13 protein-coding genes are annotated in these 16,101 nt (G+C 27.4%); 1 reads left to right on the top strand and 12 read right to left on the bottom strand.

What is annotated here, in order from left to right; translation table 11 throughout:
- Nucleotides 1-19: 19 nt before the first annotated feature.
- The 10 genes from KQI30_RS09690 to KQI30_RS09645 all read right to left on the bottom strand — a co-directional run bounded on the left by KQI30_RS09690 (nucleotide 20) and on the right by KQI30_RS09645 (nucleotide 12,567).
- Nucleotides 20-1,039 carry a J domain-containing protein gene (locus tag KQI30_RS09690; RefSeq protein ID WP_216463102.1) on the bottom strand — a complete coding sequence of 340 codons (1,020 nt, stop codon included), beginning with the start codon at nucleotides 1,037-1,039 and terminating at the stop codon, nucleotides 20-22.
- 22 nt (nucleotides 1,040-1,061) lie between these two features.
- The gene (locus tag KQI30_RS09685) at nucleotides 1,062-2,216 is read right to left on the bottom strand and encodes a tetratricopeptide repeat protein (RefSeq protein ID WP_216463101.1); all 1,155 of its coding nucleotides are present in this window, start codon (nucleotides 2,214-2,216) and stop codon (nucleotides 1,062-1,064) included.
- Between the two features lie 30 nt (nucleotides 2,217-2,246).
- Complete coding sequence (locus KQI30_RS09680) at nucleotides 2,247-3,956, bottom strand: Hsp70 family protein (protein ID WP_216463100.1); 1,710 nt, start codon at nucleotides 3,954-3,956, stop codon at nucleotides 2,247-2,249.
- Between the two features lie 25 nt (nucleotides 3,957-3,981).
- A complete protein-coding gene (locus KQI30_RS09675; RefSeq protein ID WP_216463099.1) occupies nucleotides 3,982-4,560 on the bottom strand; it encodes a nucleotide exchange factor GrpE in 579 nt (192 codons plus the stop codon).
- Nucleotides 4,561-4,765: 205 nt separating this feature from the next.
- Entirely contained in the window at nucleotides 4,766-6,448 is a 1,683-nt protein-coding gene (locus tag KQI30_RS09670) for an Hsp70 family protein (protein ID WP_216463098.1), read from the bottom strand.
- Nucleotides 6,449-7,217: 769 nt separating this feature from the next.
- Nucleotides 7,218-9,008 carry an aminopeptidase P family protein gene (locus tag KQI30_RS09665; protein WP_216463097.1) on the bottom strand — a complete coding sequence of 597 codons (1,791 nt, stop codon included), beginning with the start codon at nucleotides 9,006-9,008 and terminating at the stop codon, nucleotides 7,218-7,220.
- 148 nt (nucleotides 9,009-9,156) lie between these two features.
- Nucleotides 9,157-9,453, bottom strand: a complete 297-nt coding sequence (locus KQI30_RS09660) for an STAS-like domain-containing protein (protein WP_216463096.1) — start codon at nucleotides 9,451-9,453, stop codon at nucleotides 9,157-9,159.
- Entirely contained in the window at nucleotides 9,437-10,687 is a 1,251-nt protein-coding gene (locus tag KQI30_RS09655) for a hypothetical protein (protein WP_216463095.1), read from the bottom strand. Before KQI30_RS09655 ends, KQI30_RS09660 begins: the two co-directional genes overlap by 17 nt.
- 421 nt (nucleotides 10,688-11,108) lie before the next feature.
- The gene (locus tag KQI30_RS09650) at nucleotides 11,109-11,375 is read right to left on the bottom strand and encodes an undecaprenyl phosphate translocase family protein (protein ID WP_216463094.1); all 267 of its coding nucleotides are present in this window, start codon (nucleotides 11,373-11,375) and stop codon (nucleotides 11,109-11,111) included.
- 28 nt (nucleotides 11,376-11,403) lie between these two features.
- Nucleotides 11,404-12,567: a glycosyltransferase family 4 protein gene (locus tag KQI30_RS09645; protein WP_216463093.1), complete on the bottom strand. Its 1,164-nt coding sequence runs from the start codon at nucleotides 12,565-12,567 to the stop codon at nucleotides 11,404-11,406.
- A gap of 464 nt (nucleotides 12,568-13,031) precedes the next feature.
- On the opposite strand from KQI30_RS09645, the gene KQI30_RS09640 reads away from it, so the two are divergent.
- Nucleotides 13,032-14,405 carry an LPXTG cell wall anchor domain-containing protein gene (locus tag KQI30_RS09640; RefSeq protein WP_216463092.1) on the top strand — a complete coding sequence of 458 codons (1,374 nt, stop codon included), beginning with the start codon at nucleotides 13,032-13,034 and terminating at the stop codon, nucleotides 14,403-14,405.
- 152 nt (nucleotides 14,406-14,557) lie between these two features.
- On the opposite strand, the gene KQI30_RS09635 is transcribed toward KQI30_RS09640, so the two are convergent.
- Together KQI30_RS09635 and KQI30_RS09630 are read right to left on the bottom strand one after the other, a co-directional pair.
- A complete protein-coding gene (locus tag KQI30_RS09635) occupies nucleotides 14,558-14,875 on the bottom strand; it encodes a nucleoside triphosphate pyrophosphohydrolase (protein ID WP_216463091.1) in 318 nt (105 codons plus the stop codon).
- A 139-nt stretch (nucleotides 14,876-15,014) separates the two neighbouring features.
- Entirely contained in the window at nucleotides 15,015-16,034 is a 1,020-nt protein-coding gene (locus KQI30_RS09630; protein ID WP_216463090.1) for a nucleotidyltransferase domain-containing protein, read from the bottom strand.
- Nucleotides 16,035-16,101: the final 67 nt, after the last annotated feature.

Here is a 16,101-nt window from a genome sequence, read left to right as displayed (position 1 = left end):
TAGTATTCTCAACTTTTAATTAATTATACCCAACAATAAATATTATTAATGCACCTATTAATAATAATCCAATAATTGATGATAAAATAATTGGAACCCATGCTACCTTTGATATTCTTGAAGATTTAGCTTCTTTCTTCCGTTTGCTCTGATTCTTATTTTTAGCCTTATTATACATATCTTTAATCTTAGTATCATTAGGGCTTAACCATAATGTTCTTTTAGCTAAAATCTCCACTAATTCATATTCTTTTTCATCATATAATTTATATATAATTTCTCCTAACTTAGTGGACATATATTCCCTACTTTTCTTATCATTAGATATATTTCTCTCAACCATATCCATAGTATTCTTTATTTCTTCTTTGTTTTTATCCATAACATATATTTTTACTAACTCAATGTAATAAGGTAATATATCAAATTGACTAGTTTTATTTCTTATTATAGATTTCTTAAGAAAAGACGATGCTTTATTGTACCTTTTATTATCTTTGTAAAATGCTAATATTTCAAATACTCTATTATCATTTAGAGGATCAATTTCATAAGCTTTAAGAAAATGTTCTTCTGCTTTATCATATTGAGATGTCTTCTTATATGCTTCTCCTAAATTCTCTTGAAATTCTGCGTTTTTAGGCTCTAATTGTACAAGTTCTTGAAATTGTAATAAAGCCTTTTCATATTGTCCACTATAAAGAAATGCTACACCTAAATAATTCTTAGCCGATACTAATTTCGGTTCTATGGCTAATATCTTACTAAATTCATTGATAGCTTTTTTAAAATTTTGACTTTCTAAAGCTTTCATACCCTCTTCATTATATCTATTTATTTCTTTACCATGTTTTAAAAACGCATCATACTCTTTTCTAGCAACTGGATTAGTCAATGTTTCATAAGCTTTTCTTATCTCTTTAAACTCCTCCGGAGCTTTCTCTGGTGGATATCTTCTTACCATACTAACATATGCTTTTTTTATTTCAATATCTCCTGCTTCAGGGCTAACTTTAAGAATCCCATACAAATCTCTCATTTTTTTCTCCTCTCTTGTAAATTTAATTATTTAATATTTCTGAAACTCTGCTATTTACAAAAATACTATCTGGTACTTCATTTACTAATTTATTAAGCATTTCTTTACTTTCATCAACTTTTCCTTGGCTATACATCATTAATCCACAATTATATAACGAATCATCATAATAATTTTTTTCTTTAAATTTATCTATGTATCTCTTATACCACTTATACGCACCTTCATAATCTCCTGTTTTCTCTAAAGAAACAGCTAAGTAATATGTTCCTTCTGCTACATATATTTCATCTTTCCCTTTATTACACAAAGGAGTTAATTCTTTTATAGCTTCACTATAATTCTCTTCCTTAAATTTCTCTATAGCTTTATTAAACACTTCTGACTCATTTGCAATAGACTCTGTAGATTCAACATTTTCCTTTTTTTTACTACTTATACTATTTATATCAACAACCAGTTTATCATAAGCTGATTTGCTCTCTTTCAATTGACTTTCAAGGACAGTAGTCCTATTTTTATATGAATCTAATTCATTTAATGTAGAATTGTACTTTCTATAACTTCCACCAGCAATTATAGTCATAGCAATAATAGCTATTCCCATAGTAGCATATGCCATAATATTTCTTCTATTTGAAATACTTGTACTCTTCTTATTATTCTTAATTTTCAATAGCCAAGATAAATACTTATTATTTCCTATATCTTTATTTATCCCTTCCTCTAAATATCTTTTAGCACAAGAATAATCTTTTATATTATAATAAGCTAACCCAAGCATTATATAAGGTTCAATCCATTCCTTATTTCTTTTATTAATATCTTTCATAACTTGAATTGATTCCTTATACTTTCCACTATTAAAATTAACTATACCTTCATTATATATTTCTAATATTTCTTTAAACTCTTCTCCTTCTAATATATCTAGATAATACTGAGCCCTATTATTGTCTGGTCTATACTCTAAACTTTTATGCCAATAAAAGTTTGCTCCTTGAAAATCACAAAGTTTATACTTACACAATCCCATAAGATTAAGAGTATCAATATCCCTGCAATAATATTTAAGAGCCTTTTCTAGATTATTAATAGCAGCTGAAACCTTATTATCCTTAACAAGTTTCAATGAGTCATTATAATATTTATTTGAAATTTCTATTAAACTACTCATATATCTCTCCTAAAAATTAACTTTGTCACTCTATACAATATTAAAAAGTAAATCCGTTAACTCATTATCATATTTCTGTAATAATGATTCATTATCTGATATAATAGCTCTTTTAATATTATCTAAAATTACTTTTACCTTTTGTTTTAATTCACCATTTAACGAATCTAACTTTTTTTCTCCAAGTTCTATAACATCTCTACCTTTATAAGCTAACTTACATGATGACCACTTTTCTAAATCTTCTTCAGATAATTGTTCTTCTTTAACTAATTTAGTTGTATCAATAATTCCTTCTATACACTTTCCATTACTTAAAACTTTTGCTGTTATCTTTAATATTCCATCAAGATCGTAAGTAAATGACACTTCTATTTCTTCTTCTCCTGCTGGTCTTGGTGGTATTCCATCTAAAACAAATTCACCAATACTTACATTTTCATTTGCCTTTTTTTCATCACCTTGATAAACGTCTATAGTCATTTTTGTCTGATTTCTTTCTACAGTAAAGTAATTTTTCTTAACAGTACATGGTATCTTACTATCTCTCATAATTATTGGATCATATACTCCCTCTAGTACTCTATCTTCACCATTTATTACGATACTTGTCCCAAGTGTATATCTACAGGCATCAGTTATAACAACACTCTTTTTAGAGCTTATCTCATCATTTTTAATACCCGCTTGAATAGCTGCTCCCAAGGCTATAGCCTCATCTGGATTCACTTCATCTCTTATCTTATCTCCAAACTTTGATACAAGTAACTGTCTAACATAAGGAATTTTACTTGATCCTCCTACAGCTATTACTGTACCTATATCTTCCGGCTTGAATCCCGCAGCATTCATAGCATCATCTATTTCTCTTTCTGTACTCTTTACTAAATCACAAATAAGCTTTTCAAACATTTCTCTTGTAAGTCTCATCTGTATTGCTAACGGCTTATTATATTTATCTACTGTTATAAATGGAACTTCAATATTTGTATTTTTCTTTGTTGTTAATTCTATCTTTGCTCTTTCCGCCGCATCCTTTATTCTTGCCATAGCTTTTTTATTTTCTCTTAAATTTATACCATGACGATCTTTGAATTTTTTAACTACATAGTCAATGATCCTATCATCAAAATCTTTTCCACCTAGTCTGTTATTTCCTCTACTAGCTTTTATATCTAATATTCCATCAAATAACTCTAAAACAGTAACATCAAAAGTTCCACCACCTAAGTCATAAACTAATACATTTTCTTCTTTATTTAAATTATTAATTCCATAGGCTAATGCTGCTGCTGTAGGTTCATTTATTATTCTTTCGATTTTCAATCCAGCTTTTCTTCCTGCAGACTTAGTAGCCTGACGTTGAAGATCTGTAAAATTTGATGGTACAGTAATTACTGCCTCTGTTACTTCTTCTCCAAAATAATCTTCAGCTGATCTTTTTAACTCTTTTAAAATCATTGCTGATACCTCTTGTGGCAGCAAGTGTTTCCCACCTAAAGGAACTCTTTTATTTGTTCCCATAAGTCTCTTAACTTCCATTATTGTTCTATCTGGTTTTAATATAGCTTGTCCTTTTGCTTTTTCTCCAACAATTAACTCATTATCATCTGTAAGCCCTACTACAGATGGAGTAACTCTAGAACCAAATCTATTTACTATTATCTCTGGTTTACCATTCTTTATATAAGCAATTTCAGAGGTTGTTGTCCCTAAATCTATTCCTATTACTCTACCCATATTCTACTCCTTTTAATTCAATATTCTACTTTACTGCAATAACAGATGCTGTTCTTTTTACTTTTCCGTTCATTAAGTATCCTCTTTTTACAACATCTACAATTTCGTATTTTGTCTTTGTATCATCTTCAACTGCATCAATACATTGATGTAAATCTTGATTATATATTTCTCCAACTGTAGGAATTTCTTCAATACCTACTTCTCTCAATTCTTTTCTTATTATCTTTTTCACAGTATTCATATTATTAATAAGTGCCTCATCTTCTGTAGACTTAGCAAAATTATCTATATAATCAATTTGGTCTAAAACTTTTATTACCTTTTTAACTAGCTTATCTTCTCTTTCACTATATTCTCTAATGGTAGATTCTAGCTCACGAATTTTCTTATTTTTTTCATCTAATTCAGCTTTTATTGTATCCATAATTAGAGTATTCTTTTTATTAGCCTTTTCGATATTTCTCATTTTTTCTTCCATATCTACAAAAGGTCCATATAAATCATCTAATTCCTTATCATCCATAGTCAATTTCTTTATTGGAAATAATTCTAACTCTTCTCCTATATGAATATTGATGTCATCTTTTTCATTAGTAGCCATAACATCCACTCCCAACTTTCTTTGTATGTATATGTAAATACACCTGTTTTATCTATATTACAACAAATTATAACATAATTATTTATATTTTTCCAGTATTTATATAAAATTGTAATAACTTTTTATAGAAAATTGTTGAAAAACAAAAACAACAGCTTCTAAAAGCTGTTGTTTTCTATTTAATATATTAATTTAATTAAAGTAATTAACAAATTTCAAAAAGAAGATCTGTTAACTCTTCATCATATTTGTCTACTAACTCATCATCATCATCAATAATAGCTCTTTTTAAAGATTCTATCACTTTAACTACTTTTACTTTATTTTCGCTATCTAAATGAGGAACCTTTTTTTCTGCCATTTCAATTATAGTCTTTGATTTGCTGCTAAGTCTCGAAGAACTCCACTTCCCTAAATCTTCACTATATTCTATTGGTTTTGAATTAACACCCATTGTATCAATAATCCCAACTATAGATTCCCCACTACTTATAATTTCTGCAGTAACTTCTAAAATTCCATCTATATTATATGTGAATGCCACTTCCACCTCTTCATCTCCAGCTGGAGCTTCTGGAATACCTTCTATCTTAAATTCTCCAATCTTGGTATTCTCACTTTTTAAAGTAGCATCTCCTTGATATACTTCAATTGTCATAGATTTTTGATTATCAAAAGAAGTACTATATATTTTGTTTTCTGTACAAGGTAATTTACTATCCTTCATTATTATGTGATCAACAGTATCTTTTCCTACACTTATTCCTAATGTATGCATACATATATCCATAATCTTTATAGAACTTAATTTTGGATCATTTTTATGTATAGCACCTTGAATAGCAGCTCCCATAGCTACTGCTTCATCAACATTTATACCACCTTTTAGCTTATCTCCAAACTTATTTTTTAACAGTTCTCTTACGCAAGGTATCCTTGTAGAACCACCTACTGCTATAACTGTATCAATATCTTCTTTATTATATCCAGCAGCTTCAAGAGCTTTATCTACCTCGACTTCTGTTATATCTATTAGATCTTTTATAAGCCCTTCAAATTCTTCTCTAGATATTTTAAAATTTATTTCTAGCGGATTATTTTTTTCATCTGTTGCTATAAATGGTATTTCTATTTCAGCAAAATTCATAACCGATAGATCAATTTTCGCTCGTTCAGATGCTTCTTTTATTCTAGCCATAGCTATATAATTTTTACTTAAATCAATATTAGTATCTTCTCTAAATTTTTTTAAAATATAATTTGTCAGTCTTTCATCAAAGTCCTTACCTCCTAATTTATTGTTTCCCCTACTTGTCTTAATATCTAAGTTACCATTTAATAAGTTAAGAATAGTTATATCAAAAGTTCCCCCACCTAAATCATATACTATAATCTTCTCTTCCTTATCTAAATTATCAATACTATAAGCAATAGCAGCTGCTGTTGGTTCATTGATAATTCTCTCTATTTTTAACCCTGCTAATTCTCCTGCAATTTTTGTAGCTTGACGTTGCAAATCATTAAAATTTGCAGGTACTGTTATCACTGCTTCAGTTATATTCTCTCCAATATAACTTTCAGCATATCTCTTTAGTTCTTTTAAAATCATTGCTGATACTTCTTCTGGTGTTACAACGTTGTCGCCTAAGGTAACCATTTTATCCGTACCCATAATTCTTTTTACTTCCATTACGGTTCTATCCGGCTTCAAGGCTGCCTGACCTTTAGCTGTGTTTCCGATTATAATTTCATTTTCATCAGTAAGTCCTACTACTGACGGAGTTATTCTACTTCCTAACTCATTAATTATTACTTCTGGTTTTCCATCTTTAACATAAGCGATTTCAGAGGTAGTAGTTCCTAAATCAATCCCTATTATTGTACCCATTAAATTTCCCCCTAATTAATCCTTTATATAATACATTTTAATAGTTTTATTTTTTTGTACAATAACTTCGACAATAATAGATTTAATCAAAATTTTCTTACAGCTTTTTTCTATCTTTTTTTGAATTACACACTATTTTCCCCGTTATACTTTATAAAATAATAAAAATTCTAATAATTAAAATAATTATTTTTATTACATTATAATAATATAAAAATTGTTTAATAATCTTTTTCACTTTCCTTAACAAAAAGTAAAAAAATAGAGTTATTTTCACAATAAAATTCAAATTTTATCATAAAAACAACTCTAGTACACACACTTCTTTAATCTATACTATATATAAACTTTACTCCCTTTATACCATTTTACCCATATCATTAATATTATAGATTGAAGTGCATTATAAATTTTTTTTAATACATATTCCCTATATCAACTTATTTTTTATCCCTGTAAAATGACTTTCATCATTTATCTTCAATATGAATATATCATATCTTTTATGCGAATTTTGTCGCTTATTGTCTTTTTACCATTAATATTTTATATTTTTTTATTAAACTTCATTTTTTATTATGTATTTGTATAATTTTAACTTATTTAAATTATTTTCACATAATTGAATTTTTATTTTCAACGAATAGAAAAACTGCTGTAAAACTAACAAAATTAGTCTTACAGCAGTTACAAAATGTACTTTAAATTTGCGAAAAAGAGTTTGTTCTCTTATATATATCGATATAATATAGTTATTTTTTATAGCTAATTATATACTTCTTGTATATTTTTTCAACCATAGATTTTCTTCTTCTGTCATATATGGAGATATTTTTTCATATACCATAGCATGATATTTATTTAGCATTTCTATTTCTTTCTTTGACATTAAAGATGGATCTATTGCATCTAAATCTATTGGTGCATATGTTATAGTCTCAAAATCCATAAATTGACCATATTCATTTTTTTCAGCTTTTCTACATACTAACTCATTTTCAATACGTATTCCATGACTACCTTCAATATATACTCCTGGTTCATCGGTAGTTACCATACCTTCTTCAAATACACAACTATCGTTACGTTCTGGTACTATTCTCCATCTAAATCCATTAGGAGCCTCATGAACATTAAGCAAGTAACCTACTCCATGTCCTGTTCCACATTTATAATCTATTCCTAACTCCCAAAGTGGTCCTCTAGCAAGAATATCTAAATTCATACCTCTACAACCATAAAGAAATTTTGCATTTGCAAGATTAAGCATACTACGAGTTACTGTTGTAAAATGTAACTTTAACTTATCACTTATTGGTCCTAATGCCATAGTACGTGTAATATCTGTAGTTCCCTCAAAGTATTGTCCACCTGAATCAACAAGTAAAAGTCCTTCTTCTTTTAGTTCTGCTGCAGTATCTTCTGTAGCAGAATAATGCATCATAGCTGCATTAGCCTTATATCCAGCAATAGTTGGAAAACTTAATTCTATAAATCCATCTTGTGCTCTTCTGCAGTTTTCTAAGTAATCACTAGCAGATATCTCTGTTATCTTAGTCTTTCCTATATTATTTTTTAACCAATACATAAATTTAGTAAATGCAACACCATCTTTTATATGAGCTTTTCTTAAATTCTCAATTTCTACTGAATTCTTTATAGCTTTAGCGAAGGTTGTTGGATTCATTTCACTAATAATTTTAATACCTTCGGGTAAAGTTTTAGTTAATGTGTAGTTTACTTTATTAGTATCTAATAATACTGTTGCATCGGCACTTATCTTTTTAACATCTTCATATATGTCGTTATAATCTTTAATAGTAACGTCAGCTGCAGTTAGATATTTAACAATTTCATCATTAAGTACAGTTTTATCTACATATAATGTAGCAGTATCTTTTTTAACTATAGCATAAGATAATACTACTGGATTACATTGTACATCATTTCCACGAATATTAAAAAGCCATGCAATATCATCTAATGAAGTTAATATATGTACATCAGCATTTTTTTCTTCCATAACATTACGTAAATCTTTTAATTTATCTACAGCTTCTTTTCCAGCATATTTAACAGGAAGTAAAAATGCTGGTTTCTTTGAAATTTCAGGACGATTACCCCATATTAAATCTACTAAATCCTCTTGATATTTTATAGTAACATTTTTTCCTTCAAGAGTATTTTCGATATCTTCAACATATCTAGTATTCATTACACGACCATCAAAACCAATGCAGCCATTTTCTTTAACGGCATCTTTCAAAAATTCTTTAATGGTAGGAACGCCTTCTTCTCCCATAGGAAATAACTTAAAACAAGTTCCTTTTATCTCATTAGCTGCTTGAATAAAGTATCTTCCATCAGTCCAAAGTCCTGCAACATCTTTTGTAATTACTACAATCCCTGCTGAACCTGTAAATCCAGAAATAAATTTTCTTGCTTCAAAATATTCTCCAACATATTCAGATTCATGGAAATCTGCTGTAGGAATTATATATGCGTCTATGCCTCTTTCATTCATTAAAGAACGTAAAGCTTCAACATTTTTATTTATCATATGTTCTCCCCTCCTAGAATTAAATTCTTTCAAAATTATTATATCATTAATAGAATGTATTTGATGTAAATTTGAAACAAATAATTATTTTAATTATAGCAAAAACTGCCACACTTATTTGTATGGCAGTTTCTCATTATTTATAATTTTATGCTGCTTCCATTGCATTTAATATAACTAACTTTAGCAATTCTACATCACCTTTATCAGTTATATTTTTTATTTTTAATCTATTGTTCAATTTTTCTTTTTCATAATTCTTATAGAGCTTACCTATTGCATTATTAAGGAAAGCTGTAGTAATAAGTTTTAATCCCGAGAAATCCAATAAAATTTCTGCTTCACTTTTATCAAGGCTTGTAGCTATTTCATCAAAAATCAAATCTCCTTGCTTATTTTCTGAAGCAACTTTAGAACCAATAATATCTTTAATTACTAAATTCATGACGTTCCCTCCCTTTAATAATACACTCATTTCTAATGTCTATAAGAATATTATATACTAAATATATATGCATTTGACCTATACTAATTTCAAAATATTTTTTATCATCTATAGTTATATCTGAAAAGTTATAATCTAATTTTTCTCCAAGTAAATAGTAATCACGATAGTTTTGTTCAGTATCTAATACTTTTATAGAATCACATAATTCTTTTATTTTATCTATAGTTATAGCTTTAATATGATTTTGACTTATAGGATTAGAAATTTTAAATTTACTATACAACTCACTATCATAAACATGATTCCTACAAAAGTTTGTAAATATAGCTACATTGTCTTTATATGCACTTTTATGTAGTCTATCATTATCCTTATTTTTTAATTTAGTAGAACTATAAATTATACCATTAAAATCATTTTCCTTTGCTATTTGAGCTAACATTTGTGGTAATACATATTCTTCACAAAACGAAAACTTTCTATGCTCTTGACGTTTTTCAAAGGTACAAATTGAAGCTAGTATAAATTTAAAAAACTTTTCTTTAATATCATTATATCCTAATAAAAAAACATCGTCACTATTAACAAGGATATTTTCTAATGGATCTTCTTGAAAATATTCGTAGAAACTATTTCTTAAATCTAATACATTAAATCCTACTTTCATCTTATAAGCACATAATTTAATATTTTTATAGTCATAATAATTATTATCTAACTCTGCTAATATATCTAATACTGAAAATCCTAAATATAGTAATGGCTGACCTGTTAAACTATATCTTTGATTTCCGATTAAATATCTTTTATTAAAAGGAATATGAAACATATCAAAAGGAGTTAATATAGAATCACATTGTCTTCCTCTAAATAATATATTATTACTTAAATCATATTTAAATTGCTTATAATTAATACTATCTAATATATCTTCAAAATTTTTTAATGCTTCCTTGCCTTTAGAATCAATCCACATTATATATACTGACAAAATTTTATTAAAAAACGCCTCAATATCTTCTATAGGAATCTCATTTATAAACTCAATTATCCTATTAGTTTTTTTATTTATACTATTAATATCATTTCCTTTTCTTCTCATTAATATTATTTCAGAAATAAACGAATCTCTGTATTTTTCTATAGCTTCTTCATAAGTTTCACTTTGTACTTGTGCCAAATTTCTTAAACCTTCTTGATAGCTATCATGAAGAAAGTCAATAATATTCACTTCTACTATTTCACCACCTATATTACCTACAAAATTACTATTTTTATTACTTCCCTACTTACAAATTTTTAAACAAAATATTTCATTATATTAATATTATACCACTATTATATACTTTATATTTCACCTAAATTAAAATAGGTAACACATCACCGTTTATATGTAATATATTACCTATCTTAACTTTTATCAATATTTTTGGGAACGTTATCTATACCATTATTTCACATGGTAATATATATGTAAAAACTCATATTAGCATCTGTTCTAGCAAAGTAGTGGTAGAATTCATAGTATTATTTAAAAAAATAGAAATTTAATTAACGTTGGCGTTATTCCCTTCTCCATATTTTTTAATTTTTGCAATCCAACTACGATACATAAGCCAATTACCCATGCAATAATATTAAAATTTGATATACTAATAGCAGCTTGTGGTACATCTAAAGTAGTAGATCCCATTATAATAGCATAAAAAGAACCTAGCATCATACCTAATATCCACCCTGTTCCTAATTTTACAAGATATTTTAAGGAATCTTTTTTCTTTATTTCCAAATACAATATTATTTATTGAACCAATAAACTTATCATAAAAATCCATAATAAATGCTATCGTTCCACCTGAAACACCTGGTACGCTATCTGCTATTGCCATGCACACACCATTTATTGCTTCTTTTAACATTAAAAATCTCTCCTTTTATTTTAGTAGCTTATCCACAATAACTACGTACTTCTTGCATTAAATCCATATAAACTTTTTCCACATCTATTGCAAATTTTTCACCTTTTAAAAATTCAATGCTATTTCTAATTTTATTTTTGAATTCACTACTTTTCATTGCATTAATAAGATATTTATATCCTTCTAAAAATTGAGACTGATTTTCATAAGCTACTCCATTAACCTTTTCTAAAAGAATATTATTAAGGCACGGATCTTTTCTAACTAATAGCGGCAAACTAGATGCTAACGCTTCTGCATATGTTAGTCCCTGAGTTTCAGAAGTTGATGCCGAAACGAATATATCTCCTATTCCATAATAGTCTTCAATACTATCCCATGGAACCATACCTGTAAATATAACATTTTCTCTTAATCCTAGACTTTCTTTATACCTTTTGAGGCTGTCCATCTCTGGTCCATCACCAACAATAACCAATGCCGCTTTGTCATCTATCTTTTGCACTTCTAAGAAATTATCCATTACTTCTTCAATATTCTTTTCCTCAGAAATTCTACCTATATATATCAATACATGCTTATCTAAAAGTCCAAGATCTTTTTTGATTTTATTTGTATTTAATTTATTAAATTTCATAAACTTATTTAAATTAATTCCTGTTGGAATAACTTTGATTTCTTTATCTACATGATATTCTGCTAATATCTTCTTTACTTTATCTGTAGGAACAATTACAACATCTGCATTATTACAACAATGTCTACTAAAACTTCTTACTACACCCTTTAATCTTTTATTGCCTGGTATCCTCAAATAATGTGTATAATCTTCATAAATTGTATGATACGTATGAACATGTGGTATATCTAAATATTCCGCTACCTTATGTCCTAAATGTCCCATAATAAATTCTGTTTGTGTATGGATTATATCTAGTTCTAATTCTTTTATTACTCTTTTCCATTTCCTTATAATAGGGCATCCTACTCTACGTTCTTTACATAAAATAAATGGCACACTAGCTATACGAAAAACATTTGTCTCACTTTCAATATTTGCATTAGGATTTGTTACTGTAAAAACATAAACTTTATGTCCTAATTCTTCCAATCCTCTTTTTAGTTGATATGTTGAATTTGCAACTCCATTAACCTCTGGATAATATGTATCCGTGAAAATTCCGATATTCATTGTATCACCCCTTAAAATTCTTATTTACTATTCTTGATTTAAAGTATATTAGAACAATCTAATTGAAATAAATACTCTATCATAATTATCTCCTTATCTTTATAGTTTATATTTGTATTATTAATAAAAACTATAAACAACTAGGAGGTAATTTCTAAACTTTTTATAAACAAAATATTATCAATATCGCAATTATGTAATAAGCAATTTACATATTACTTATATTAACATATGCAACCAATTTAAACCATATTCTTTTGTAACATTGCATGTAATTAACATTTCTTGTGTATTCTTAACATTTCTAACTTTTTCTACTTTATCCACCTTAAGTTGCTAATAGGCTTTCCATGTCCAAAATAGTTTTTCTCATTTTTCGACAATATTCAAGTTTATGTAATACTATTCGATATACTAAATAACAAGAATTTTTTTCTAAATATGAATTTGAAAAGGAGAAACAAATGAAAAAGAAACAATTATCACTAATTTTATTCGTTGCCTTATTAACTTATAATTTATCCTCACCAAATGTTTATGCAATAACAACAGAACAACCAACTACTAACAAAACAGTTTGTAATTTAGATTCTACTTATGAAGGTCCTATTGTAGGATTACAAACTTTATACTTTAATACAAAAGAACCTCAAGATGTAACAATAACAGGAGTTGATTTCAAAAAAGAGGATTTAAGGAATTTTGCTCTTGAACAAACATATTTACCTTTAGATAAACTTATTATAGACAAAGCTGAAAAAACGATTACAATTCCTGCTGAAGTTTTATCTAGCTTAAATCTTGATACAAAACTATACGCTGTTGCAATAGAATTTACAGATTATACTTATTATTTAGCATATGCTAATATCATGTATACAAATGATAAAACAGTAACGCCTCCAACACCAGATGATAATCATAAACCAACATATAACCCATCTATATCACAAAAAATTGTATCTTATGATATAGCAAAACCGGATGATATTATAATTAATAATGTTGATTTTGATAACGATATATTAAATAAAATATATATAAACAATTCAGTATTAGATAAAAATGATTTTACTATAACTAATAATTCAATTATTATTTCTAAAGAATCGCTAAAAAATGCTACCCTTGTTGAAGGAAACTACAGTATATCATTTACTTTTAAAAGCGGTAAAGTTTTAAAATCAGCTGTTGAATTAGAAGTTATCAATTCAACGTCATCTAAAGATGAAGTACCAGTACTTCCTCCTGCTAACGATGTGCCTGTACTTCCTCCTGCTGATGATGTACCTGTAAATATAACTTTTGATACTAATAAAGATAATACATTAAAAGTTTCAAATATTATACCAAGCGGTTCTACTATTAGTTCAATTTTTATTAATGATATGGAGGTAACAGTTAAGGATACTAACTTAATATTATTAAAAACTACTATATATTCTGATTTTGAGCCTTATGTTTATATAGATGGAGAAAATTTAATAATCCCAAAAGAAACATTACTGGCACTTAAGATTGATAACTCTAATTATGATATAAATATAATATTAGATAATGGAGAAGTTATTAATAAAACTCTCGCTATAGATTTTGTTGATTCCTCTAAAGATAGCACCATAATTACACCAGATAAATCTGAAGATACTAATACTCCAAATTCATCTGATAGTAATATATTTACTGAAAAACCATCTAACAATAGTACTATTGTTAAAACTAATAAAAACTATATTTCTAATACACCAAAGACAGGTGATACTTCTAGTATTGGATTTATTGCTTCTTTATTAGCAGCAACTACTGCCCTTGGATTCACAAGAAAGAAGCATAAATAAAAAATGGGCACAGGGCACAAGTAAGGTTAATTTTCCCTAAAGGGAATTTCATCCATACCTGTGCCTTGTGCCTTCATACTTGTACCCCGACTTCTATTTTGCTGAAAAAACTGCTGTACTTTGATTTTACTTTTTTGTGCCACAACCCCTATTTATTTTAAATCATATGTTTTTTCTAAAACAATTCCTTCTTTGAATCCGCCTCTTGCCTTAAGCTTTTCTTCTCTCTTTTTTATAAGATCCTCTTCTGTATATCCTAATTGATTTGCTAGTCCAAACAATACTTCCATTACATCGGCTAGCTCTTCCAAGTTATCATCTTCTAAATACTCATTAACCTCTTCCATTAACTTTGCTCTCAATAATTCTTTTTTCTCGTCACCGCAAGCAATGGTAATATCGCAACCTTTTCCGTCTTTCTCTATTATTTGCGGTATTTTATCTCTTACTAACTTATTATATGTCTTCATTTAAATTACTCCTTAAAGTTATGTATTTTCCTTAGACGCAGTTTATACTACATTCTATAAGCTCTTTTATACCTATTATTTTTTATTATAATCTATAACTGCAATGTATTAAAACAAAATCTTACGTGACGTACACTAATTATATTTTATTTGTTACTACCCTTTCATTAACACTTATAACAAACTCTTCTATTGCCTTTATATCTGGTTTATCTGGTAATGATGTATTTTTTCCAGCATAATCTAATCTTTTTTCATAATCACTTATCATTTCATAAAACTCTTTTTTAAAACTTCCATCACTATTTTGATATTCTCCATTTCTAATATTTAATAATAATTTCTGTTCATTTTCACGATATGTGTTGATCTCTTCTTTTTCTAAAATATCAATAGCCATCATAAATAACCTTATCAAATGCATTGCATGTTTATTAAGATGAGCATCATCTTTTTTGTTATTACGTTTTCCTACTCTATCATAATCTTTAACAATGTTATTCATCTCTGCCCAAATATTTTTATAATCTCTTAAGGGATAATGCTTCAAATTAGCATCGACAAAAATTTCTTCATTCATATCTATCTTATTTGATTGATCTATGTATATCTTTAATGAACCTTCCTGAAATTCTTGATATCTATTATTAAAAGTATTCATAGCATTCTTTAAAGAATTATATATATGCTTTTCCTTCTCTTCCTGTGGATATGAGTCTCTTGCTAAAGCATTTTGTAATCTTCTTAATTGTGCGCTGGCATATCCACCAAATGATTGTATAGCTCTTTTAGATAAAAAAAGTTTTTTATTATTAATTAATTCTTTTCCAATATCATTTAGATATAAATAATGCTCTTCTTTTAGTCCTAATAATTCTATGGTATTAGGATTACAGTTCAATAATAGATTAATTATTTTATTAAAAGAATAAATACATGTATCGGTATTATCATCGACATACTGTTCAAAAGACGTCATCCCTATTAGATCAGACTTTTTATTAATTGTAATGCCCCTTATGTCAATATCGCTATTTTCATTATTAGTACCATAAGAATAACTACCTGCTACCCCTAGCATAATAATATTTTTCCCAAGATGTTCATTAGTCCTTAAAAATCCGTACTCCTTGCTATCTAATAATTTGTTAAAATCCATGTTTTCACCCACCCTTATTATTTAATTACTTATATAATAATATATTTTTGTAAGATTTAAATCTTTA

Origin of the sequence: Clostridium bornimense, from assembly GCF_018917145.1 — a bacterium.
GTDB lineage: Bacteria > Bacillota > Clostridia > Clostridiales > Clostridiaceae > Clostridium_AN > Clostridium_AN bornimense_A.
The sequence above is the reverse complement of the archived record's forward strand: the minus strand, read 5'-3'. Positions and strand labels throughout refer to the sequence as shown.